The 24,558-nt window shown below is 32.0% G+C and carries 25 protein-coding genes and 3 pseudogenes; 23 read left to right on the forward strand and 5 right to left on the reverse strand.

What is annotated here, in order from left to right:
- Positions 1–429 precede the first annotated feature (429 nt).
- The 16 genes and pseudogenes from AGR56_RS21880 (at position 430) to AGR56_RS11905 (ending at position 14,124) form a co-directional block, all read left to right on the forward strand.
- Positions 430–573 carry a hypothetical protein gene (locus tag AGR56_RS21880; protein WP_242851422.1) on the forward strand — a complete coding sequence of 48 codons (144 nt, stop codon included), beginning with the start codon at positions 430–432 and terminating at the stop codon, positions 571–573.
- A 56-nt stretch (positions 574–629) separates the two neighbouring features.
- Positions 630–1,475 carry an NAD(P)-dependent oxidoreductase gene (locus AGR56_RS11840; RefSeq protein WP_347460473.1) on the forward strand — a complete coding sequence of 282 codons (846 nt, stop codon included), beginning with the start codon at positions 630–632 and terminating at the stop codon, positions 1,473–1,475.
- The gene (locus tag AGR56_RS11845) at positions 1,472–2,104 is read left to right on the forward strand and encodes a hypothetical protein (RefSeq protein ID WP_053242409.1); all 633 of its coding nucleotides are present in this window, start codon (positions 1,472–1,474) and stop codon (positions 2,102–2,104) included. The genes AGR56_RS11840 and AGR56_RS11845 overlap by 4 nt, the downstream gene beginning before the upstream one ends.
- 65 nt (positions 2,105–2,169) lie before the next feature.
- The gene (locus AGR56_RS11850; RefSeq protein ID WP_198150051.1) at positions 2,170–2,454 is read left to right on the forward strand and encodes a hypothetical protein; all 285 of its coding nucleotides are present in this window, start codon (positions 2,170–2,172) and stop codon (positions 2,452–2,454) included.
- Between the two features lie 13 nt (positions 2,455–2,467).
- Entirely contained in the window at positions 2,468–3,643 is a 1,176-nt protein-coding gene (locus AGR56_RS11855; protein ID WP_053242411.1) for a glycosyltransferase, read from the forward strand.
- Between the two features lie 166 nt (positions 3,644–3,809).
- Positions 3,810–4,256, forward strand: coding sequence for a DapH/DapD/GlmU-related protein (locus AGR56_RS11860; protein WP_053242412.1), 447 nt, complete (start codon positions 3,810–3,812; stop codon positions 4,254–4,256).
- Positions 4,257–4,347: 91 nt separating this feature from the next.
- Complete coding sequence (locus AGR56_RS11865; protein WP_053242413.1) at positions 4,348–4,968, forward strand: glycosyltransferase; 621 nt, start codon at positions 4,348–4,350, stop codon at positions 4,966–4,968.
- Positions 4,969–5,011: 43 nt separating this feature from the next.
- A complete protein-coding gene (locus tag AGR56_RS11870; RefSeq protein ID WP_242851423.1) occupies positions 5,012–5,458 on the forward strand; it encodes a glycosyltransferase in 447 nt (148 codons plus the stop codon).
- On the forward strand, positions 5,459–6,910 hold the full coding sequence (gene wzy / locus AGR56_RS11875) for an O-antigen polysaccharide polymerase Wzy (RefSeq protein ID WP_053242415.1): 1,452 nt from the start codon (positions 5,459–5,461) through the stop codon (positions 6,908–6,910).
- Complete coding sequence (locus tag AGR56_RS11880; RefSeq protein ID WP_053242416.1) at positions 6,889–7,905, forward strand: glycosyltransferase family 2 protein; 1,017 nt, start codon at positions 6,889–6,891, stop codon at positions 7,903–7,905. Before wzy ends, AGR56_RS11880 begins: the two co-directional genes overlap by 22 nt.
- A 38-nt stretch (positions 7,906–7,943) precedes the next feature.
- A pseudogene (locus tag AGR56_RS11885) lies at positions 7,944–9,034 on the forward strand (glycoside hydrolase family 99-like domain-containing protein).
- Positions 9,009–10,094 carry a polysaccharide pyruvyl transferase family protein gene (locus AGR56_RS11890; RefSeq protein ID WP_198150052.1) on the forward strand — a complete coding sequence of 362 codons (1,086 nt, stop codon included), beginning with the start codon at positions 9,009–9,011 and terminating at the stop codon, positions 10,092–10,094. Before AGR56_RS11885 ends, AGR56_RS11890 begins: the two are co-directional and overlap by 26 nt.
- Positions 10,042–11,868, forward strand: a complete 1,827-nt coding sequence (locus tag AGR56_RS11895) for a thiamine pyrophosphate-binding protein (RefSeq protein WP_198150053.1) — start codon at positions 10,042–10,044, stop codon at positions 11,866–11,868. The genes AGR56_RS11890 and AGR56_RS11895 overlap by 53 nt, the downstream gene beginning before the upstream one ends.
- Before the next feature lie 5 nt (positions 11,869–11,873).
- Positions 11,874–12,224 (forward strand): SDR family NAD(P)-dependent oxidoreductase, encoded by a 351-nt coding sequence (locus AGR56_RS23455; protein WP_198150054.1) that lies wholly within the window; start codon positions 11,874–11,876, stop codon positions 12,222–12,224.
- Positions 12,225–12,250: 26 nt separating this feature from the next.
- On the forward strand, positions 12,251–12,718 hold the full coding sequence (locus AGR56_RS23460; protein ID WP_347460534.1) for an SDR family oxidoreductase: 468 nt from the start codon (positions 12,251–12,253) through the stop codon (positions 12,716–12,718).
- A 14-nt stretch (positions 12,719–12,732) separates the two neighbouring features.
- On the forward strand, positions 12,733–14,124 hold the full coding sequence (locus tag AGR56_RS11905) for a polysaccharide biosynthesis C-terminal domain-containing protein (protein ID WP_053242417.1): 1,392 nt from the start codon (positions 12,733–12,735) through the stop codon (positions 14,122–14,124).
- Positions 14,125–14,430: 306 nt separating this feature from the next.
- Here the strand turns inward: AGR56_RS11905 and AGR56_RS20325 are convergent, their stop codons facing one another.
- From AGR56_RS20325 to AGR56_RS11915, 3 genes are all read right to left on the reverse strand, one after another.
- On the reverse strand, positions 14,431–14,715 hold the full coding sequence (locus AGR56_RS20325; protein WP_157055757.1) for a hypothetical protein: 285 nt from the start codon (positions 14,713–14,715) through the stop codon (positions 14,431–14,433).
- Positions 14,716–14,765: 50 nt separating this feature from the next.
- The gene (locus AGR56_RS11910) at positions 14,766–15,269 is read right to left on the reverse strand and encodes an ImmA/IrrE family metallo-endopeptidase (RefSeq protein WP_053242418.1); all 504 of its coding nucleotides are present in this window, start codon (positions 15,267–15,269) and stop codon (positions 14,766–14,768) included.
- 237 nt (positions 15,270–15,506) lie between these two features.
- Complete coding sequence (locus AGR56_RS11915; protein WP_053242419.1) at positions 15,507–15,941, reverse strand: helix-turn-helix transcriptional regulator; 435 nt, start codon at positions 15,939–15,941, stop codon at positions 15,507–15,509.
- A 415-nt stretch (positions 15,942–16,356) separates the two neighbouring features.
- On the opposite strand from AGR56_RS11915, the gene AGR56_RS22845 reads away from it, so the two are divergent.
- The 7 genes and pseudogenes from AGR56_RS22845 to AGR56_RS19590 all read left to right on the forward strand — a co-directional run.
- On the forward strand, positions 16,357–16,491 hold the full coding sequence (locus AGR56_RS22845) for a hypothetical protein (RefSeq protein ID WP_278279622.1): 135 nt from the start codon (positions 16,357–16,359) through the stop codon (positions 16,489–16,491).
- 175 nt (positions 16,492–16,666) lie between these two features.
- Positions 16,667–17,833, forward strand: a pseudogene (locus tag AGR56_RS11925) (DUF2800 domain-containing protein).
- A 171-nt stretch (positions 17,834–18,004) separates the two neighbouring features.
- Entirely contained in the window at positions 18,005–18,154 is a 150-nt protein-coding gene (locus tag AGR56_RS19585; protein WP_198150101.1) for a hypothetical protein, read from the forward strand.
- Between the two features lie 15 nt (positions 18,155–18,169).
- The gene (locus tag AGR56_RS11930) at positions 18,170–18,463 is read left to right on the forward strand and encodes a hypothetical protein (protein ID WP_053242420.1); all 294 of its coding nucleotides are present in this window, start codon (positions 18,170–18,172) and stop codon (positions 18,461–18,463) included.
- A 62-nt stretch (positions 18,464–18,525) separates the two neighbouring features.
- Entirely contained in the window at positions 18,526–19,584 is a 1,059-nt protein-coding gene (locus AGR56_RS11935; RefSeq protein ID WP_053242421.1) for a mannose-1-phosphate guanylyltransferase, read from the forward strand.
- Between the two features lie 178 nt (positions 19,585–19,762).
- Entirely contained in the window at positions 19,763–20,635 is an 873-nt protein-coding gene (rfbA, locus tag AGR56_RS11940) for a glucose-1-phosphate thymidylyltransferase RfbA (protein WP_053242422.1), read from the forward strand.
- Between the two features lie 541 nt (positions 20,636–21,176).
- A pseudogene (locus AGR56_RS19590) lies at positions 21,177–22,391 on the forward strand (AAA family ATPase); the annotation flags it as partial.
- Positions 22,392–22,752: 361 nt separating this feature from the next.
- Here the strand turns inward: AGR56_RS19590 and AGR56_RS20805 are convergent.
- Positions 22,753–23,175, reverse strand: a complete 423-nt coding sequence (locus AGR56_RS20805) for a hypothetical protein (RefSeq protein ID WP_198150055.1) — start codon at positions 23,173–23,175, stop codon at positions 22,753–22,755.
- Positions 23,168–24,133: an amidohydrolase gene (locus AGR56_RS11950; protein WP_198150091.1), complete on the reverse strand. Its 966-nt coding sequence runs from the start codon at positions 24,131–24,133 to the stop codon at positions 23,168–23,170. Before AGR56_RS11950 ends, AGR56_RS20805 begins: the two co-directional genes overlap by 8 nt.
- Positions 24,134–24,558 lie beyond the last annotated feature (425 nt).

Genomic DNA, 24,558 nt, shown 5'->3' on the forward strand with positions numbered 1-24,558 from the left:
CTGATAGCTTCCGTGGAGAAGCAAACATGGATTTAGGGTTGCTGCCGAAAAAGAATATAAAGTTTATCTCTTCGGTGCGAAAGAAGAAGTCGTTAATAAGGTAAAAGCAATTTTTTAAGAGCAGTATCCAACTATTAAGATTGTTGGTTATAGAAATGGATATTTTACAGAAGCAGATGGGCCGGAGATTGTAAAGAATATAGCAGAGTCTGGAGCGGATATGATGTTCGTTGCATTCTCATCTCCAAAGAAAGAATATTAGGTAGATAAATACCTTGAACAATTGAACATTCCATTCGTTATGGGAGTTGGAGGCAGCTTTGATGTCCTCCACAGGGGTGCACCGTCTACGGGCCGGTTTTGCAGGAGTGAGAGCTATACAGTGTATATGTGTGAGGACAGCATAGGTGATGAGGTCAGACCCCCTATATGGGGTTATTGGGATCAAAGGATGCTGGGTGGCTGGTTGACTGGGAGTATGGTCATAACAACAAGAGACTGCCAGGAGGCTGCTTGACAAGCCAGTGTGGAAATCAACAAAGAAACATAAAAACGAAAAACAGACCGACATAGGTCGATAGAAATAAATTACGTAATAAGCCGAAAGGGAAGAAATGGAGAAATACAAAATGAAAATTTTAGTAACAGGCGCTAACGGTTATCTTGGTCAGGGAATTGTTAAAGCTATTTTAGATAACGGAAATGAAGTAGTTGCAGCAGATTTTAAGACTGACCGTGTGGATGATCGTGCTGAGAAAAAAGCTTGTAACCTTTTTGAAGTTGAAAATACTTACGAGTATTTTGGCAAGCCAGATGTATTACTCCATTTAGCATGGAGAGATGGATTTGTTCATTATTCAAATGCTCACATTGATGATTTACCTAAGCATTTTGCTTTTATCAAGTCTTTTGCTGAGTCTGGATGCAAGCATATTGCAGCAATGGGAAGTATGCATGAGATTGGATTCTTTGAAGGAAGTATTAATGAGAATACTCCATGCCATCCAACAACTCCTTATGGAATTGGAAAGAATGCTTTAAGAGATTTAACTCAGATGATTTGTAAGCAGAATAGCATCGTATTCCAGTGGTTACGTGGTTATTACATTGTTGGTAATTCTAAATACGGTTCATCTATCTTCTCTAAGATTACAGCTACAGTAGAAGAGGGAAAGAAAGAATTTCCATTTACTTTAGGCCAGAACCAGTACGACTTTATTGACTATCCTGAGTTCTGCGCACAGGTTGCAGCTGCTGTAGGCCAGAACAAAGAACAGGGAATTATTAATATCTGTTCCGGTAGACCTGAAAAATTAGCAGACCGTGTAGAGAGATTTATTAAGGAAAATAATTACGATATTCAGCTTCAGTACGGAATGTTCCTGATAGACCTTACGACTCCAAGGCTATTTGGGGTGATAGCTCTAAGATTGAAAAAATTATGCAGAAATAAGATAGGGGAGAGAGTTAAATGAAGTTACTACTTATAATGCCGAGATTTTTCAACTATCCGGAACTGATAACAGAAGAATTGAACAAAATGGGCTATGAAGTAGACTTCTTTGATGATCGCCCTAGTACTAATGCATGGGTTAAGGCAGCTATTCGTATTAATAAGAACATGATCCAAACCTATATTAAGAAATATTTTAATCAGGTTATGGAGACGATTCGTAGTAAAAAGTACGACGTAGTCTTTTTGATTTCCGGTCAATCACTTTCATTCAGTGAGGACATGATTGATGAAATTAAGAAGTGCCAGCCACAGGCTAAATTTGTTTTATACCAGTGGGATTCACAAACAAACTTCCCATACATTAAGAAAGTTCAGAAATTCTTTGATAAGTGTTATTCGTTTGATCGAAGAGATATTAAGGAAACGCCTTTTCTGAAGTCCTTGCCTTTGTTCTATAGCAGAGCATATGAGGAGATTGGAACTAAGAATAACAAGGACTTTAAGTATGACTTTTGCTTTGTGGGAACAGCTCATCCAAAGAAGTACAAATTTATCAATATGATGAGTGAGCAGCTTAAGTCTGTTTATCCAAATCAGTTTATTTATTTCTTCTTCCCATCACCAATTGTTTTTTCTATAGAAAAGTGATGAACAAAGAACTAAGAGGAGCCAAGTATAATGAGTTTCATTATGTTCCGTTAGAAGGAAAAGAAATGAATGATGTTTACGAATCCTCTAGATGCGTGTTGGATTCGGCGCAGGCTGGACAGTTAGGATTAACGATTAGAGTTCTCGAAGCATTAGGTGCTAAAAAGAAACTGATCACTACTAATGAAGATATAGTTAATTATGATTTTTATCGTCCCGAGAATATTTATTTATATGAAGGTAAGATAGATTTAGATAATGTGTTCTTTAAAGAAGAGTACAAAGAAATAGATAAGGAAGTTTATGAAAAATACTCTTTAAGAAGTTGGCTTAAAGAGATTATGGGATAGACGAGGAGAGTTTATGAAGGTTGTTCAAATAAATACATTCTCATACAAAGCAGCTGGAAATATTATGATTAATCTTCATAAAGCTATGCTGGATGATGGAATTGATTCTTATGTTGCATGGGGACGTGGTCGTAAAGCGGAAAATGATCACGAATACTACACGGATGATGATTTTGGTGTAAAGATGCATGGAGTTTATACCAGAATAACTGATAAGCATGGATTTGCTTCTAGTAATGCAACAAAGAAGCTACTGAGTTGGATCGACAATATACACCCTGATATCATTCATCTCCATTGTATCCATGGATATTATATTAATATTGAATTATTGTTTAATTATATTAGAAAAAACAAAATTAAAGTTATATGGACACAGCATGACTGTTGGGCTTTTACAGGCCATTGCGCTTATTTTGATGCTGCCGGATGTGAAAAGTGGAAAACAGGGTGTTTTAGTTGCGAGCAGCTAAATACTTATCCAGCTTCAAAGATGTTAGATAATTCTAATTGGAACTGGAATAAAAAAAGAAATTTATTTACAGGATTGGATATAACTATCGTTACTCCGTGTAATTGGTTATCCGAAAAAATAAAAGAATCATATTTAGGATCTTATCCTATAAAGGTGATCTATAACGGCATAGATACTTCTGTATTCAAACCTTCTCACTCAAGTTTTAAAAATAAATATCATATAGAAGATAAAAAAATTATACTTGGAGTAGCGGGTGAATGGACAGAAAGAAAAGGGCTAAAAGATTTTGTGAAATTAAATAGACTTATAGATAAGGATGTTTATAAGATTGTGGTTGTAGGCGTAAACGATAAGCAAAAAGGTGAATTATCAAACGATATAATTGCAATTGAAAGAACTGAAAATGTACAAGAATTAGTAGATATATATTCTTCTGCATTTGTTTATTTTAATCCTACATATGAAGACAATTTTCCAACCACAAATCTTGAAGCTTTAGCTTGTGGGACCTGCGTTATTACATATTGTACAGGGGGAAGTCCTGAAGTAATTAGTGAAGAAAATGGATATGTTGTAAATAAAGGTGACATAAAAAAAGCTTTATTTATTATTGAAAATAAAAATCATAATAGTGTGATTTTGAATAAATTATTTTCAAAGAATTCAATGATAAAATCATATCTTAAACTATATTATTATCAGTGTAAATAATGCAATATATAAATATGCTTTAGGCGAGAAAAATATCAATTATAGTCAAATGCTGATTGGTATTAATCATTATCGCTTCCAATGAGTGAATTATACTCTTTCATAAGAAGAATATTATTAATTTCAAATTTTTAGTTAATTGCTGAATATGCAGGAGAATAAAATAATGAATAGAATTTTTAAAGAAATATTTAGAGTACCTATAAATGGAACATTTGGTAAACTTTTTAATAATATAAATTTTGATATGTTTATGAAATACCAAATTTGGTATTATCGAAAATTAGGGGTAAACATTGATAAAAATGTTACTTATATTTGTCCAGACGTCTATATTGATAGTAGTTCTTATTCTGATATTACAATCAGTGGGGGTGTGGTAATAAGTAAACAGGTTATGTTATTGGTTCATGATTATTCAATTCATAATCAATTTGTAAATATTGGAGTTAAATTTAATAGTGGGGAAACTGCACATTATATTAAACCAATATCAATAGGAGAAAATTCATTTATAGGTGCCAGGGCGTTTATTCTTCCTGGAACTATAATAGGAAAAAAATGTTATTGTTGGCGCATGCGCTGTTGTAAAAGGAAATATACCAGACTATAGCATTGTTATCGGCAATCCAGGAAAAGTAGTTGGCGATACTAGGGAATGGGCGAAAAAGAAATATGAACTTAAAGATTGGAGATTGTAATTTATGATTAAACTACTTTTTGCAATGGGAGGACCAATGGTAAGAGCAGGAGCTGAAACCATGGTTATGAGATATATTAGAGAATTAGTGAAATATGGCGATTTTGAGATTTCAATTTTAATTCATGCTGAGGAGACAGAAATTGGTGATTACGACCAAGAAATTGAAAAGCTTGGTGTTGAAATTTATAGAGTCTCCAGAAGAGGAAAAAATCCTTTTGTGTATTCAAGAAATTTAGATTCGTTTTTTGAAAAACATAAATTTGATATTGTTCATTGTAATATGGACGCAGCTTGTGGAGTATTTTTAAGTTCGGCCCAAAAAGCAAAGGTTCCAGTACGAATTGCTCATTCACATCTTACTACATATCAAGCAACAAATCCAATAAAAAGAGTTGCAGGAATGATCTCGAAAAGTAAAATATCTGATGTAGCTACACATAGATTTGCGTGCTCAAAACAAGCGGGTTATTTTCTTTTTGATGGAAAGGATTTTGCTATTATCAACAATGCTTTAGATTTAAATGAATACTTAGAAGATAGTACTGCTGCGGCATTCCTAAGAGATAAATATCAAATTAAAGATGATGAGTTAGTTATAGGACATATTGGGAGATTTTTGTGAACAAAAAAATCATATTTATTTATTAGATATATGCCGTAAGCTTTTGGAAAAAAATTTTGAATTTAAACTGGTCCTAGTGGGAACAGGACCATTGCTTGATGATATCAAAGGCCAAGTTATGAAAATGAGTTTGAATAAAAAAATACTATTTATTGGTGTTTCTAATGAAATACCAAAATTATTACAAGTTTTTGATGTCTTTGTAATGCCATCTTTGTTTGAAGGACTTCCAGTTACAGGAATAGAAGCACAAGCATCAGGGTTACCATGTATATTTTCAGACAGGATAACTCCTGAAGTATGCATGACCGATAATGCAAGGATGCTTTCGTTAGAAAATGTGGATGATTGGGTGAATATGCTTTCAAATGATAAATTTTCTCGAAACACATTGACGGCTAATACAGCGTTAGAAAAACGAGGGTATTCTATTCAAAAAGAAGCTTTAAAACTTGCTGATATATATAGAGAAATGATAGGAGAAAATTAGATGATTGATAATGATAGTATGAAAGTAGGAAAAGGAGAATTTTATATCGTAGTACTTTGCCTTTTTGAGTTCATAGGCATGTATCTAGCGTATTCTTTTTCTCTAGAATTAACATATTTTCAGATGGCAATTAGTTCAATCTTACAAATCATTTTTAATCTGCTTATATTAAAATTTTTTGTAAAATTAAAAATTATATCTATTCCGAACTTATTTGCTTTATTTGCCTTTATATTTCATTGTGGACAGTTTATTAAAATGGGATTTAATATCGAAGGAACTGATTATTTCCCATTGGATTTATATGCTGCTAATTCGACAATTCAACAAGCATTTTATTTCTATATATTTTCACAAATTTTTTATACAATTGGAGTAGGTATATCGAGTAAAAATAAAAGATATAAAAATTTACAGAAATTAAGTAATAAATTGCCAATGAATGCTGGATTTACAGGAAAATTATTAGTAATAATAGGCTTAATACCGAGATTATTTATAGATATCTTTCAATTATATGTCTCATCAAAGTCTGGATATATGGCTTTGTTTACTTCAAAGATTCCACAATTTGTTAATAGTTTGGCATTTTTCTTTGATGCAGGTTTTATATTCCTGCTAATGAATGAAAAAAATAAAAAAAAATCAAATGTAATTTTTGGGTTTATGATTTTTTATAAATCTGTAACAATGTTAAGCGGAAGTAGACAGGATAAAGTGTGTTTCTTATTAATTTGGATATATTTATTCTGCTTTGTAAAAAATAAAATAGATCTGAAGAAAATGATGTTTGTTATGTTTATAGCAATTATTGGTTTTTTCTTTATTACATCTATTGGGGCAGGAAGAGTTTCATCTAACGTTGAATTTGTTGGAATAGGTGAATATTTCAATAATTTTGCTAGTACCTTGGGAAGCTCATTAAGTGAATTTGGATCAGCATTAAATACATTGGTTATTGGCATAAGATATACCCCTTCTGAGATACCGTATGGATATGGCTTGAGTTTTGTTGTTGCAGTTGTATCGTGTATACCTCTTTTAGTGGCTCATATTCCACTATTAGCTGATAAGGCTCTTTTCTTAAATCAGTTACCTGGTTCAGTGTATCATTCTTTGGGTGGATCTTACTTAGGTGAACTGTTTTATAACTTTGGATGGCTAGGCTGTATTGCATGCATGTTCATTGGTATTGTGATGAATAGAGCACATTTAGTTGTGAACAAAAAAGATTCTGATTATATTACTACTAGTTGTTTTTATGCGGTAATATCAACAGCTATGTTTTTATATGTTAGAGGATATATAACTGATATGGGACAAAAGTTAATATGGCTTTATATAGTCCTATATTGTATTAGATGCTATGAAAATAAGAATAGGAATAGTAAAAAATTTAGAATAAGTTGTAGATATGATAGAGGAAATATATGGAAAAAATTAGCGTTATAGTACCAGTTTACAATTCGGAAAAATACTTACGTAGATGTGTTGATAGCATTTTGAGTCAAACTAATCAAAATTTGGAACTAATTCTAGTCGATGATGGTTCAACAGACATGAGTCCTGAGATATGTGATAGTTATTCATCCATAGACAATAGAATTACTGTAAAACACATAAAAAATGCCGGTGTATCAAATGCAAGGAATATTGGAATTGATATTGCAAAATTTGAGTATATCTCATTTGTGGATTCAGATGATTGGATAGAACCGAATTTATTAGAGATATTGCTTAAGTATGCGCAAAAAAGTGATTTAGTTATTGCTGGATTTGAAATTATATATCCGTCTTTTAAAAGAAATTGTATCCCTACAAAAAAAAGTTATATACGAATGGATGACTTTTTACAAGACTTCTCATTCTATTATAAAGGAACAGTTATCAATAGTCCCTGTGCCAAAATTTATAAAAAAAGTATTTTATCCGGATTACATTTTGATAGTACCGTTCGTCTTGGAGAAGATTTTGATTTCAATTTAAAGTATTTTGATAAGTGCAGAGTTGTTAGTCTAACAGATGAAGCTAAGTATATATATGATTGTAATAATGATTCTTCAGCTACAAAAAAATATCATAAAGGTGACTTAGAACAATTATTGCAAGTCAATAAAAAAGGCAATGATTTTTGCATGAAATATAACATAGAAAATCAAGCGAGTTGTTTAGATGAATATTTGTGCTACAACGGGATACATATGCTAGATGTTATTGCAAATTCAGATATGGTGTATGAGGAAAAATTAATTGAGTCAAAAAAATTATTGAATAATCATCAATTTGTAGAGGTGTGTCATTCAGAATATAGTGGATTACCACTGAAAATTATTATTGCTAAAAAATTATGCTTATTAAAAAACTATTTTCCTTTATATGTTTTTTTTACTGTAAAACGATTTGTGAAAAACAATTTTAAAATGAATAGAACGAGGAAAAGTAAGTAAATATATTGATATCGAGAGGATTAAGGAATTAAAAAATTATGAAAAAATATGCGTTTTATTTACCACAATTTCATGAAATACCTGAAAATGATCGTTGGTGGGGTAAAGGCTTTACAGAGTGGACAAATGTTAAAAAGGCATTACCTTTGTATAATGGACATCAACAACCACAATTACCATTAAATGATAATTATTATTCTTTGGATAATGTTGAAACTTTATTTTGGCAGGCTGACTTGGCAAAAAAGTACCAAATAGATGGTATGATTTTTTATCATTACTATTTTTGTGGTAAAAAACTTTTAGAAAAACCCGCAGAAATGTTAATGGGTAATAAAAATATCCCTATGAATTTCTTTTTTTGTTGGGCTAATCATAGTTGGTATCGTTCATGGGAAGGATCTAAAGAATTACTAATAGAGCAAGTTTATGGTACTGAAAAAGATTGGGAAGAGCATTTTCAATATTTACTACCTTTTTTAAAGATGAACGATATATTAAAAGAAATAATAAACCTTTGTTTATAATATTTAAGGCTGATTTTAAAGAAAAAAATGAATATTTTGAATACTTGGAAAAAAGATGCAAAGATGTTGGATTTGCGGGATTGTGTGGAATAGAAATATTGGAAAGTTATGATTCTAATAAAATAGAAAAATTTAAAACCAATGTTTCTAAAACAACTGAATTCATACATCTTCGTGAACCTGCATCAATGCTAAGTAATTATGTGGAAAATAAAAAATATATTTTCAATCGTTTAGTGAACGGTTTGGGAAAAGTTGTAAAGGGTAGAAATCAATATCTTGTAAAATATTCCGGGAAAAATATGTACAATTTGGCTTCAAAAAAGATACTTGATGATAAGTGTATCATTCGTGGGCTCTGCCTAAAGTGGGATAATTCTCCAAGGCACAGTTATAGAGGATATGTTATTACACCTCCTTCAAAAGAAGAATTTATGAAATATATGTCATCCATTAAGGACAATGAGTTTCTATTTATTAATGCCTGGAATGAATGGTGTGAAGGCATGATGTTAGAACCAACTAAAAAAGATAAATATAAATATTTAGAGTGGTTAAAGGAGTGGTCTGATATTTATGAGAATAGGATTGATGGGATTTGAACTAAAATCTGCGAATAAAGGGTGTGAAGCTTTAGTTTATTCATTTTTATCCATAATTAAAGAAGAAATTAATGAAAATACTATCATATATAATTTATCTGGAACAGATTTGGGAAAAGTTCCTGAATATTTTAAGAACGTTCAATTTGTTAACATATTACCAAGATTAAAAGATAAAAAGCTAAAATATATTAGAACTCTTCTTAGGTGTGATGCAATTTTTGACGTTACTATGGGCGATAGTTTTTCTGATATTTATTCAGAAGAATATTATAATTATTTGATTAAGAATAAAATTATTGCTGCATTATTTAATAAAAATTATGTCCTTTTACCCCAAACATATGGGCCGTTTGAACATGAAGATTCAGCAGCAAGAGCCGGAAAGGTATTTAAAAAGGCATATAAGATTTATTGTCGAGATGAAATGTCACAAAAGTTATTAGAGGAAAAGTTTAATATTCATGATTCTATATTAGCTTCTGATATGGCTTTTGTGCTTCCTTATGATAAAGGATTGTATGAGCTTTCTAATAAGGAAAAACTGGGCGTTAATATTTCTGGACTTTTATATAAAGGTGGGTTTCATTCAGAAAATCAGTTCTGTCTGTCTTTAGATTATAGAAAATTAATAGATAATCTTTTAACAACCCTTACAGATAAATATGAGGTTCATCTTATCCCACATGTGGTTGATCTAAAAGAAGATGCATACGATGATGATTATAAAACCTGTAAGATGTTACATGAAAAATATCCGAATACAATTTTAGCTCCGGCTTTTGATACACCTATTCAGGCCAAAAGTTATATAAGTAATATGAATATTTTTATCGGATCGAGAATGCATTCTACAATTGCATCATTTTCCTCTGGAGTTGTTACAATTCCAATTTCTTATAGTAGAAAATTTGAGGGATTATTTGGAAGCTTGAACTATCCGTTTGTTATTAATGCAAAAGAAGAAACAACAGAATCAGCCTATGAGTTGGTTATGAAATATATAGATGATAAAGAGGAACTTGCTCAGACTCAGAAAAAAGTCGTTAAATTTGATTAATGAAAAAAATGCAGCTTTCAAGAAAAGCATTATAGAACTTGTAAAGGGGCTTAATTATATGGAATATTCTAATAATGATAATATTGAAATTGTAGTTAAACTCCTAAAAGAAAATAATATTAGGGACCTTGTAATTAGCCCTGGAGGAACAAATATTCCAGTTATTAAGGCTGTACAAGATGATTCGTTTTTTAGTTGCTATTCCGTAGTAGATGAAAGAAGTGCTGCGTATGTAGCAATAGGTATTTATCTACAAAAGAGGAATCCGGTTGCTTTAATTTGCACAAGTGCTCAAGCAACTAGAAATTATGTGCCAGGGCTAACTGAAGCATTTTATAAAAGAGTGCCAATCCTTGCTATTACGATGGAAAAGCATCCTAGATTTAAATATCAGGAATATATGCAGGCACCTGATCAAACATCACTTCCTCGTGATAGCGTGAAAAAATCTTTTGAGCTACCATTTATTTCAGATATTAATGATTATTATCATAGTGTAAGATTAGCCAATGAGGCATTATTAGAATTATCAAGAAATGGCTTAGGTCCTGTTCAATTATGCATTCCTTGGCTTGACTTTCCATTATCAGACATTAAACCTGCCGTTAAGACTATTAAGAGATTTAATGTAAAAGATATTCAGACGGAAGAATTAACTGATAGGCAAATCTTATTATTAATTGGTGAACATATTCCATTCACTAATGAAGAAAAAGCAGCCATCAACGAATTTTGTGCTAAAACCAATTCCGTTGTATATGTAAATCATCTCTCGAATTTTATAGGCGATTATACTGTGGATGCTAATCTGTTTTTATTAACGGCAAGTTTTGAAGAAATTGATAACATTAAACCAGATATTATTATTTCTATTGGTGGTCAAACTGGAGATTATCCATTCTATTTAGCATTTTCGAAGAACTCTCTAAAAGGAGTCGAACATTGGCGTGTTTGCGAAGATGGGAATATTGTTGATACCTACGATAAACTTACAAGAGTTTATCAAGGTAGTTTAATAGATTTCTTTACTTCGATTAATTCTTCATGTCAGAGCCATAGCTTCATTGATCAGTGGAGAAAAAGCATTAGCAGTAAAAGCAATAATTATGATGTACCATTTTCAAATGTGTCTATAGCACAATTTATGCATGATAAAATGCCTTCAAATTCTATTATTCAGTTCTCAATACTGAATAGCTTAAGAATCTGGAATCTTTTTTATTTGGATCCATCAATTGAATGCTATTCAAATGTAGGAGCATTTGGTATTGATGGGGGCATGTCTACACTTATTGGACAAAGTTTAGCAACAGATAAATTAGCTTTTATGATTATAGGGGATTTGGCTTTTCTCTATGACATGAATTGCCTTAGCATTAGAGAGGTAAAAAACAATGTTCGAATTCTGCTAATTAATAATAATGGCGGTATTGAATTTAAATTGCATGGTGAGAATAAAAAAGATAGGGATAGATTTATTGCGGCAGCAAACTACCATGGTAATGCAAGAGGTTGGGCTGAATCATGTGGTTTTAAGTATTATTCTGCAAAGAATATGGACGAGTTTGCTCAACAGGTAGATGGATTCACCTCAGATTCTGATAGGCCAATTATTCTGGAAGCATTTGTTTCTGATTACGATGAGAGAGATGCATACTTAAAGATTATTGCTGAAAATAGAGATAAGACCACTAAAGAGTATGTTAAAAGTATGGTAAAAGGAATTATAGGCGAAAGTACTTATAATAAACTTAAGCATACGTTAAAAGGGTGAACAATATGGGATTAAAATCATATTTAAAGAAAAAATTAGTAAAAGTAAAGAAAGAAAAAGTAATTATACCATGTTTTCAAGGTGAACTTTTGAATGGAAGGAATGCGTTTATTACTGGCGGTAGTTCAGGAATAGGGTTTGCCATTGCAGAGACTTTTGTAAAGAATGGTGCAAGTGTAACTATTTGCGGCAGAAATAAAGAAAAATTAGAAAACGCTAAATGTAAGTTATTAACCGATTGTGGGTGTCCTGCAGATAAGATATCCACACTAGAATTGGATTTATCGTCTGTGGCACAGATGAAGAATGTTTTATCAGAATTTTTAAGTGATAAAAAAAAATTGATATATTTGTAAATAATGCTGGAACTAATGGTGGTAGACTGTTTCCTGATACCTCAGAAGAAGATTATGACAGAGTATTGGAAACCAATTTAAAAGGGATGTATTTCCTGTCACAAGAGATTGCTAAGTATATGGTTGATAATAAGATTAAAGGAAATATTCTTAATATCACTTCATCTTCTGCATTAAGACCTGGAATCTCACCTTATATTGTATCTAAGTGGGGTGAGAGGAGCTTGACACTGGGTATGGCCAAGAAATATCTTCCGTATGGTATTATTGTCAATGGGCTTGCTCCAGGTTCTACGTTAACTCCTATGCTTAGAAAAGATGAAGAGAATGACTTAAACTTGGATTATTCTCCTTCAAAAAGATATGCTGCCCCTGAGGAAATTGGTAATCTTGCCACTGTTTTGGTTAGTAGCATGGGTAGAATGATTGTTGGAGATACGATATATGCGACAGGTGGAGCAGGGGTAATAACTTATGATGATACAACTTATTAGGGAGATTATACTGTATGCAAAAAAAGAATAAATATCTATTAAAGAATATCGGATTATTTACAATAGGTAGTTTTGGATCAAAAATACTGTCTTTCTTATTGGTACCATTATACACCGCAGTTTTGTCTACTGCTGAATATGGATCAGTTGATTTAATTACTTCAACGGCATCATTATTGACCCCTATTCTGTTATTAAGTATTTTTGATGCAACTCTATGTTTTGGAATGGATCCGGAATACAAGAAGGAAGATGTTCTTTCAACTTCAATAAATATTGCTATAAAGGGTTCATTAATATTAATTGTGGGTGTTGTGGTTGTTTCAATAACTCACTTATTTAACATATCAAGTGTCTATCTAGTCTTCTTATGTATTTATTTCATACTTGGTGCTTTGAGCCAAATTTTAAATCTTTATTTAAGAGCAAAAAATCAAGCTGCAGTTATTGCGGTAAGCGGTATTATTTGTACGTTGATTACATGTGTAAGTAATATTGTTTTATTACTTGTTTTTAAATGGGGAATCGTTGGTTATATGATTAGTAGCACTATTGGTGTTCTAATCCAAAATTTATATCAGTTGTTTATTGGAAAAGTCTATAAAGACATTAGATTTCGAAATTATACTGATTTATCAAAGCCGATGATAAAATACAGCTCACCATTAATAGCAAATTCTATTTCGTGGTGGGTCAATAATGCTAGTGATAGATATATACTAACGTTTTTACGAGGTGTTGCAGAAAACGGAGTATATTCTGTTTCATATAAGATTCCGACAATTCTTTACATGTTTCAGGGAATTTTCTACAATGCTTGGTCAATCTCAGCCATAGCTGAATTCGATGAAGATGATAGTGATGGATTTATCGGAACAAACTACTCCATGTACAGCTTCATATCATTAGCGGTATGCTCTGGATTGTTGATTATAAACATACCGCTTGCCACATTCTTGTATAAAGGAGATTATTTTGTTGCATGGAAATGTGTTCCGTTTTTGTTAATGGGAACGGTATTTAGTGGAATATCTCAGTTTGAGGGGTCATTATTTGCTGCAACAAGAAATACAAAATCAGTAGCGAAGACCACGGTAATTGGTGCTGTTGTTAACACAATTTGTAACTTTATCTTTATATATTTCATAGGTGCTATAGGAGCAGCATTAGCTACCTTATTAGGATATTTAACTACCTGGTGCTTAAGAACAAAGTCTTTACAAGATTTTATTAAAATGAAAGTTAACTGGACAATTCATTTTATTTCTATCATAATAGTAATCGCACAGTCATGCATGGCCACATTGGGAGTTTCACCATTCATTCAGGTGATTCCGTTTGTGGTGCTGGTTGTAATGAATAGAAAATTTATTGTTCCGGTTCTGAATAAGGTGCTAAAGAGGTAATCTACAGCTCCCCACACACCGCTAGTTCCCTAGCCAAAGAAGTCGGCTTCTGCACAACCGGATCTCTACTAGCAGCCAAAACCCTTCACTCTGTTCCAGGTTTTGGTAAGGCCCCCGAGCAAGGACTTAATTGGTAAAAATACAATAAAATACAAAATGAGAGAATGGTTAATGCTATGTTCCATAATTTAGCGTAATACCAAGCGATGAAATGCCGATACAATTTTATACCGGTAAATCTAAATATTTAAGAAAGAAATTATACTTATATTATATACATAAATCAATAATTTTAAACTTTAAATTTTAATAATCCCCGTAACATTCATCTAAAAATGTATAATTGTAATTATTTTTAATATCGCAGTTCCAGTCACTAATAAAACCTTTAGTATAGAAATAAGTAGGTTTTCCACAAAATTCACAGTACCTAAAGTTTCCGGGGTGGACAGCATTACAGCCGGAATCTCCATGGATTAAGTAATCGGAGCAGAAATTAAATATATATGTGCCGCAGGTAGAACATTTATCTCCTGTGGTTATTTTTTGCTTGCATCTTGGGCAGATTAAAACTCTTTTATATTTATCCATTAGAATTTCTTCCGGGTACTTTACTCTAAGCTCTCCATTTAGCCCTCTATTTAAAGGTGTACCACATATACCACAATATTCTTAAATATACTAAAGTTAGTGTTCCCGCAACAGGAGCAGGTCTTAGTTTTTCGTGTAGTTAAAAGATTTAATCTCTTTAAATTGTTAAGTCTTATCCAAAGGGCGGCTTTTGAAACTTTGAAATATTCTGAAACAGCATCTGGTGAATAAAAATTGCAGTCAAAAATAAGCTTCTCTGGCATAAGAAGCTTTCCAGCAAATTCATCTGCTTCAATTTCCTCAAGTTCCTTTTCTTCTTTTGTTTTTAACTGTGGAGCTATTAGCAAATGTTCTAAAACAATATGACCAATTTCATGAGCCAAAGTAAAGTTTAATCTTCGGTCTCTGGAACTTTGAAAGGGGTAATTTACCTTATTTCTGTTTATTAAGGTAATATATAAGTTGTGTTCTGCTTTATATTCTGTAATAGCATCAAATTTATTAGGAGGACCTGCAAACCCATATGTAAAAGGTATTAACTGCAGATCATTCATTATTTAAAAAACGGCGGCACAATCAATGGGCCACTTAGTTATATTAAACAAACTTAGAAAAAGAGTTACTTGCATATCGATAGAGGCTTTTCGGTGCTTAGGTATAATATCTAAGGTGTAATGCTTTATGTTATAGAATTCTCTCATTTAAGTTCTCCTCTTAGAACGCATGTTCGATATGTTCTTAAAAAATTATACAACCTTAAAATATTTATTTCAAGTATTGTATATTAATTTTTAATTACTCTTATTTTTTAAGAATTGGTTAAGTAGAAGTTCAGTTTGAGCTTTTATTATCTGAACTTCTGCTTCAGATAAATCTGAAGCTGTTACTCTGTAAGCCAAGTTAACCCAATCACTATTCTTTTCATACATGTCTTTGGCCCTTCTAACAATGTCTATTAAGTGACCGTTCTCGTCTTTATAAATATTTTCAGTAAATCCTTCATGTTCAACAATTTCTTCGATATAACCGGCCTGCTTAAGAAGTTCTTGATATGAGACTCCAAGATAAGGTGCAAAAGCCTTTAAAGCCATAGGAGATGGCTTCTTTCTTTCTCCTAATTCTATTCTTGAAATTTCAGCGTTACTAATTCCGGATTTTTCTGAAAGTTCCCTTTGAGACATGTTATTTTCATTTCTTAAATTTTTCAAGAAATCACCAAATGACATGACATCACACCCTTTCAAATATATTATACAAAATGTGATACCATATGGCGATACTAAATTTTAAAATATATTGACAAGCAGTAACAGGCTTTGATAGAACAAGAACAGATACCGAACAGTAACAAAGGAATAAGGAGGCGAGGATGATTGATTTTAAATGTGAATTCTGTAAAAGAGCTTACAGATAAAAAAGGATGGTCAGAAAGAGAGCTTGCAAGGCGCTCTGGCTTGTCAAATGCTACTATTTGAAAGGTATTCGCAGGTAAAAGGAGTGCTGGAACACGATCTATAATAGGAATTAGAAAAGCATTCCCTAATGAGCCTATAGAAAAGCTATTTTTTACCATGACCGTTACTAAAAAGTAACAAATAATTTGAAAACATTTCTAAATAATTTTATAAAGGAGAAGAAAATATGGATCTAAATATTAAAGTTAAGATCGATTCACCAGGCATTATGAATGCTCTTCTTGCTATAGCTGAAGCATTGCCACAAAAGAAGCTGGAATCAACAAAAGAAAAGAAATTCAGCAAGAGGAAAAAGAAGTAAAACAAGAAACTAAGGCTGTTATTTTCGAAGAGGTTAGGACTAAGCTTACGAATTTATATCAAAATGGTAAACAATCAGAAGTTAAGGCCTTAATTAAAAAGTATGGTGCCATAAAGTTTACAGATATTTTCCCGGAAAACTACGCTGATCTTCTAAAAGAAGCTGAGATAATTTAATGGAGGAAAAAGCTCATGCACTGCTATCGGCATCAGGTTCCAGCAGATGGATGAATTGCCCGCCATCTGCAAGACTTGAAGAATTAGTTGATGAGGAAGCAAGCGAATATGCTAAAGAAGGTACCTTTGTCCATGCCTTAGCAGAGTTACATATCAGCTCTTACTTAGAAAATATAACTGAAACACAGTTTAACAAAGAATTTAGCAAGTTAAAACAAGACTCATTCTATTCAGAAGAACTTATGGAATATGTACAAATCTATGTGGACTTTGCCATTGAAAAAATTAATGAAGCAAGATGCATTACAAAAGATGCAATAACAATGGTGGATATGAAACTTGACTATAGCCCTTGGGTTCCTGAAGGTTTTGGTACAGGTGATTTAGTTATTATTACCGATGACGTACTTGAAGTTATTGATCTTAAATTTGGACAAGGAGTTTTAGTTTCAGCTATAGAGAACACTCAGATGCGGCTATATGCATTAGGTGCGATTTAGCAGTTTGGATGCCTTTATGATATTAAAGCAATAAGGATGACTATAGTTCAGCTAAGATTTGATAACATCAGCACAGATGAAATACAGATTGTTGAGTTATTGAAATGGGCAGCTGCTGAAGTTGAACCTAAGGCCAGGCTTGCTATAAAAGTTGAAGGTGAGTTTAAAGCAGGATCACACTGCAGATTTTGCAGAATTAAAAGCATCTGCAGAGAACGTTCCAAGGAAAATGTGAAGCTTTGTATACTGGATTTTAAAGGGCCGCCGCTTCTTACAGATGAAGAAATAGTAGAAGTGCTTAACAACATAGATGAACTTCAGAAATATGCATCAGATATTAAAGAATATGCCTTTGAAAAAGCGATGGATGAAGGTAAAAGGTGGACAGGATATAAACTTGTAGAGGGAGGAAGCACAAGAAAATATGTTAATGAAACAGAAGCTGCTAAAACGTTAATTGAAGCAGGGTATGAAGAGAATAAAATCTTTTCTAAATCCATTCTTACAATTACAGCCATGGAAAAGGCTATCGGTAAAAATAAATTCAATGAATTATTAAAAGGTCTCATTGAAAAGCCAAGTGGTAAGCCAACTTTGGTACCTGAGACAGACAAAAGACAGGAATTTAAAAATACTGCAGAAATTGATTTTAAGGAGGAAATATAAATGGAAAACAGAGTGACAAAAGTTATAACATGAAAGATAAGATTTTCTTACGCAAATGTATTTGAACCTAAAAGCATAGGATGAGTGAAGGAAAAGCTTTAATCAGATATTTTTCTATGCCTTGCACTCCTACAAAGGCTAATGGTGGTAGAACACGCAACATGCCAAACCATGATATGGAAAAGAGTTATTTTAGATGTACCCTGCGGTTTTGGTTCTTTAGAAGAAGTAGAAAAGATTATGGGAACACCTATAGATTGGGCTCCAGGGTTGCCTCTTAAGGCTGCGGGCTTCGAAACTTACTACTATAAGAAAGACTAACTTGGGGGTGAAGATGTGAAAAACGATGGAGTTATTATAATAGCTATAGGTAAAAACAGAAAAGAAACGAGATGGAAAAATAAAGAGCTGCTTTGGTCAGATCTAATTGAAAAACTTAAGATTACTACGAGAACTCGTGAAACTTATGAAGAGTATAAAAAACTATCAAAAAGTGAACAGGATAATATTAAAGATGTGGGTGACTTCGTAGGTGGAAATTTAAAGGATGGCAGAAGAAAAGCAGATACTGTTGTAAACCGTTCCACCGCTTACTTATTTTTACGCAGTTTTAAAACGCTTATTGAATAATAATGCAATATATGGTAAATTCATCATAGGTATAAATGTTCAAATAGACGATGTGAATTTAAATGCTTTGTGCTTTAATTATGGCAGGTGGAAAAGGTGAAAGATTTTGGCCATTATCAACAGATGAAAAACCAAAACAGTTTTTAAGACTTCTTGGTGATAAAACTATGATTCGAATGACTGTGGAAAGATTAAAAAAGCGTATACCAATTGAAAGAATTTTTGTAATAACGGGAAGGAAGTATGTTGATATTTTAGAAAGGCAGCTGCCAGAACTTCCAGAAGGTAATGTAATAGTTGAACCTGTTGGAAGAAATACTGCACCATGCATTGGTTTGTCTGCTTTTATTATAAATAAGCGTTATAAGGATGCTTATATGGTGGTTTTACCATCCGATCATCTTGTTGTGAACGAGGATAAATTTCTTGATACTGTTAATGCAGCCTACGAGTTTGCTAAAAGTAAAGACAATGCGGTGGTTACTTTGGGCATGAAACCAAGTAGAGCAGAAACAGATTATGGTTATATAAAATTTGGAGAAGAAGAAATTAAAATAGGTGAGTTTAATATTAAAAAAGTAGAAAAGTTTGTAGAAAAGCCAGATAAAGCTAGAGCAAAAAAGTATTTGAAGGATGGAAGCTTTTTGTGGAACGGTGGTATGTTTATATGGAAATGCTCAACGGTAATTGATCTCATAAAAAGGCATTTATCAAATACATACGATATTTTAAGTGAAATAGCTGTAGCTTCTGCAAATGAATTTGAGGACATGCTTGAAGAAAAGTATTACAAAGTTGATAATATATCCGTTGACTACGGTATAATGGAAAAAGCTGAAAATATATATGTAATACCAAGTGACTTTGGATGGGATGATATAGGAACCTGGTATTCAGTTGAAAGATATAATGCAAAGGATGTAAACAATAATGTATATGTTGGAAAAATAAAAAGCATAGGGAGTAAAAATAATATTGTTGTAGGAAAGGAAAAACCTATTGTTGTTGTAGGCCTTTCAGATGTTCTTGTTGTGGAAAGTGATAATATTATTTTTATTGGTAAAAAAGATGACATAGAGAGAATTAAGAAAATAAAAAATAGAGTTATAGAACAGGGTTAAGGGAAATTTTTATTCCTTAGCTCTATTTTTATACAATTTAAGATTTTCCGAAGTGAAACGAAAGAAAATCATCCATAATTATGAACTGTGAATTGTGCATTGAAGAATGGTTGATAACTATTACCTAAAACGTTATAATTAAAGCATAATAAAACAATGAAACTAAAAGGAGATAATAATGAAAGGAATAGTACTCGCCGGTGGTTCCGGTACAAGACTTTATCCACTTACCAAATCGGTGTCAAAGCAGATACTTCCAATATACGATAAGCCAATGATATATTATCCTATTTCTGTTTTAATGCTTGCAGGAATTAAGGACATACTCATAATTTCAACTCCACGTGATGTTGAGTGTTTTAAAGAGCTTTTGGGAGATGGAAGTCAGCTTGAAATTAATTTTGAGTATGCAGTTCAGGATAAACCAAGAGGACTTGCAGATGCCTTTATAGTTGGAGAAAAGTTCATTGGAAATGACAACGTTGCCCTTGTACTTGGTGATAATATTTTTTATGGCTATGGTTTTACAGAAAGGCTTTTAAATGCAGCAAATAGAAAAGAAGGAGCTACAATTTTTGGCTATCATGTAGCAAATCCCAAAGCCTATGGAGTTGTAGAATTTGATGATGATAATAATGTATTATCCATAGAAGAAAAACCAGAAAAACCAAAGTCAAATTACGCTGTTCCGGGGCTTTATTTTTATGATAATGAAGTTATTAATATTGCAAAAAATGTGAAACCATCCCCAAGAGGAGAGCTTGAAATAACAGATGTAAACAATGAATATTTAAAAAGAGGAAAATTAAAGGTAGAACTTTTTGGAAGAGGAATGGCATGGCTTGATACGGGAACCTGCAGTAATCTTTTAAGCGCCTCAAATTTTGTAGAAACTATTGAAACACGACAAGGACGTTACATAGCTTGCCTTGAGGAAATAGCTTATTTAAAAGGTTATATAAATAAAGACCAGCTTTTAAAATTAGCAGAACCTTTATCTAAAACTGCTTATGGACAGTATCTTATTAGTTTAGTAAGTGAAGATAAGTAAAAGTAACTATAGGGAGTTAACCTGAAAGTCTTAAAATCTAATTGGTGATTTTTACAGGTGATTTATAAAAACTAAAAGTACAAAGGACAGAGTACAAAGTACAATGAAGGATGATTTCTCTTCCTTTTGTCGGAGAAATCTAAAATCATATAAAAGTAGATGACGTTCAGCACGCTGAACGAAGGAATTATGTCTTATATTGAAATGGCGTCAGCAGTAAGTTTTAAAATTTTCTGCAATAGCAGAAATTAACCTTAACTGTACTTTGTCCTTTGTACTCTGTACTTTGCTTTAAAGTTAAATGCTACCAAAAAAATTTTCACTAATTTTAGTATTTCAAGTTGCCTATCTATATATAGGGTTAAGAAAGAATTATATTTCTTAGCTCTATTTTTTTATAATTTAATATTTTCTGAAGTGAAACGAAAGAAAATCAACCATAACTGTGAACTGTGAATTGTGCATTGTGAACTGAAAAAAGGTGAAGTACCAATAAAAATTGGGTATAATAATATTATAAAGATAAAAGTAGGTGATTTAATTGAAAAGAGTACCCTATGGAATTTCCAATTTTCAGGTTTTAAGAAAAAAGAATTATTTATATGTGGATAAAACAGCATATATTGAAATACTAGATAGATATGCGCCATATCAATTTTTATAAGACCAAGAAGATTTGGAAAAAAGTTTGTTTATATCAATGCTGGAAAATTACTACGATATAAATAAAAAAAGATAAATTTGAGGAGCTATTTGGTGATTTATATATAGGCAAAAATCCAACAGAGGATAAGAATAGTTTTCTTGTTTGGAAAATCAGCTTTGCAGGTATAGATGCAGAGCATGGTGAAGATGAATTAAGAAAGAGCTTTAATATAAAAGTTATGTACTCGGTAAAAAAATTTGGCAAATTATTGTAATATTTTTAAAAATGAAGTTATACCTGAAAATATTAATGCTGCAGAAGCTTCGGTAGAATATATAACATATCTTTCTAGGAAAAGTAATATACCTGTTTTCGTTCTTATAGATGAATATGATAATTTTGCCAATGACCTAATTACTGGAGGTAGGCAGAGTACTTATAACAGCATACTTCACGGGGAAGGTTTTGTTAAAGTTTTTTATAAAGCCATAAAGGATGCAACTATGGACAATTTTTCAAGGATATTTATGACAGGGGTAAGTCCTATAATGCTAGATGATTTAACTAGTGGCTTTAATATAACTATGAACTATACTTTAGATAGAAATCTTAATGCTATGCTTGGGTTCACTAGAGATGAACTTTCATGGATTATGGCTGAGATGAGCATACAAGATACAGAAATTAGAAAAAAGATGTGTAAGGATATGACCGAATATTATAATGGCTATAAATTTAGTGCAAATAGCAAATCAGTTTTTAACCCAGACATGACAATGTATTTTCTTAATAAATATTTAGATTATAATGAATATCCAGAAGAAATGATAGATAATAATGTAAAGACAGATTATGGCAAGGTTAATCAATTGGCATATAATTTCAATGATAGAGAGGCTTTAAATGAAATAATGTCCACTGGTGAAACCTCAACCATTCTTGTAGATAGATTTAATATTAACACTATGTACAGTGAAAAAGAAAACTTTAAATCTCTTTTATTTTACCTTGGAATGCTTACTATAAAGGAAAAAGAAAAATATTAAGATGATATTTCTCACTCTTTTAGGTGTTGATGCCACGTATTTTATAAAAAGCGAAGACACACATACAGGAGATTGGGCGTCCAATGTCATCAACTTAAGTAAGCTTCCAATAAATTCAAGTAATATAAAATTTGATTTAAAAAATTATTTTATTAAAAAATAACAACACAAATAATCCATAAAGTTAAAGGTAATTTTTCCTCCTCTTCGCTACGGAAAAAATAAATAAATTAAAAGATTTTCTGTAGTAAAAACGTAAGAAAAAAATCATCATTAACTTTTTACTGAAGGTAAAAAAGTTCACCTTTTAGCGAGCAGAGCAAGTTAAAACCCTTCACCCTTAGCTTTTTCGCCTTTTTTTAGGCGAAAAAAAAAATTAGTTATTACTTCGCAATATTTTTATATTGTGATAACTATATTAAAGTTTATTTGACCGTCAAGTGCGGTTTTATATAAGAAGGTATAGGGCAGATATATTCTTCACCATTTAATCTTTCCTTCAATTCTTCTTTTGCCTTAACTATTATCTCATTATTTTCAAAAAGCTCTAATGCTGAAAGTGCCATAACTTTACCAGCTAAAATCATAGCGTTGTGTAAATAACCGCATTTCCCTTGAGCAACTACCTGCCAAGAATGTCCGGCTGTTCCGAGCACCCAACAAGAGGTATTAATTTGAGCTGTTGGAACAACAAAACTCACATCACCAACATCTGTTGATCCTGGCGCAGCTTTTTCTGTAAACTTGTACTCTTTTATAGAGTCCATCATAACTTTATCAGTTATTTTTTCTTCATCACTTAATGTATTTTTAATCTTTTTAGCAAACTCTTCTTCTTTCTTAGTCAATTTTATTTGTCCTAGTTCTAAAAGTTTTTTCGTACATAACTTTACTCAAGGTATCATTGACAACAACATTTGAAGCCGCTTTATCAAATATTATTTCTACTTTAGTATCTGTCATAAGTGCTGCACCTTTGGCTATATTCTTAACACGTTCATATATCTCTTTAGTTTGTGACATCTTAGGTGCCCTTACCAAAAGAAGTTCTTCTGCAAATGCTTGAACAACATTTGGTGAAAGTCCTCCACCATTGGTAAGCGCATAGTGCATTCTTGCATCCTCTATTACATGTTCTCTTAAATAATTTATTCCAACATTCATAAGTTCTACTGCATCTAAAGCACTTCTTCCTAAATGTGGACAAGCTGCTGCATGAGCACTTTTCCCATAAAATCTAACATATGCTTGTATATTTGCAAGTGAACTGCCCTCAACTACTCCTGTCACATCCGCTGGATGCCATGTGAAAGCAGCATCCACATCATTAAAAACTTTTTCTCTTGCCATATATGCTTTTCCTGAGCCACCTTCTTCTCCTGGGCATCCAAAATAACATATAGTTCCTTTAATATTATTTTTAATCATATAATCTTTTACCGCAACAACTGCAGCAAGTGCACCGGCCCCTAAGGCATTATGTCCGCAGCCATGCCCATTTCCGTTTTGAATAATTGCCTCCTTTACATCCGTATCCGATTTTTGGCTCAGATTATATAAAGCATCAAATTCACCTAAAATACCAATCTTAGGCTTTCCACTTCCGAATGTAGCAACAAAAGCTGTATCAATATTGGCTACAGCTTTTGTAATAGTGAAACCTTCCTTTTGTAATACGTCGCATAAAAGCTCGCTAGATTTATATTCCTGAAATCTTGTCTCTGCAAATTCCCATATCTCATCATTTGCATATATGAATTCACTCTTTTTATCTTCAACTAATTTTGAAACCTCTTCTGAATCTATCGTAAATAGCCCTCCTTATATTCCATACTATGTATAAATAGGCTGAAAGCTTTAAAATATGTTTATCAAAGCTTTACAATTAATACTTTTTCAGTGCACAATGCACAGTTCACAGTTAAGGTTAACTTTCTTCCGCTTCACTACAGAAAGTCTTAAACTTAGTGCTGAATTTTTTTAATTCAGAATTTTGAAAACATTTAGATTTTTTCTCGCCACTACAAAAGATATTTGTTCGCCCCAATTTTTCGTAGTATAACGGAGAAAAATTTTCCTTAATCCCGCTTAGTGTGAAATAATTGTTTTGAATGTACATTTAAATAAAATTATATAAATCTTAGTCCAAATTTTTAAAAAATCTTAGAACTTTAAATCTGTCTGAGCGTCAGCGAGTTATTTAAAGTTTTTAGACTTTTTTAAAATTTGGA

It is taken from the genome of Clostridium sp. DMHC 10, assembly GCF_001270375.1.
GTDB classification, from domain to species: Bacteria; Bacillota; Clostridia; order Clostridiales; family Clostridiaceae; genus Clostridium_S; species Clostridium_S guangxiense.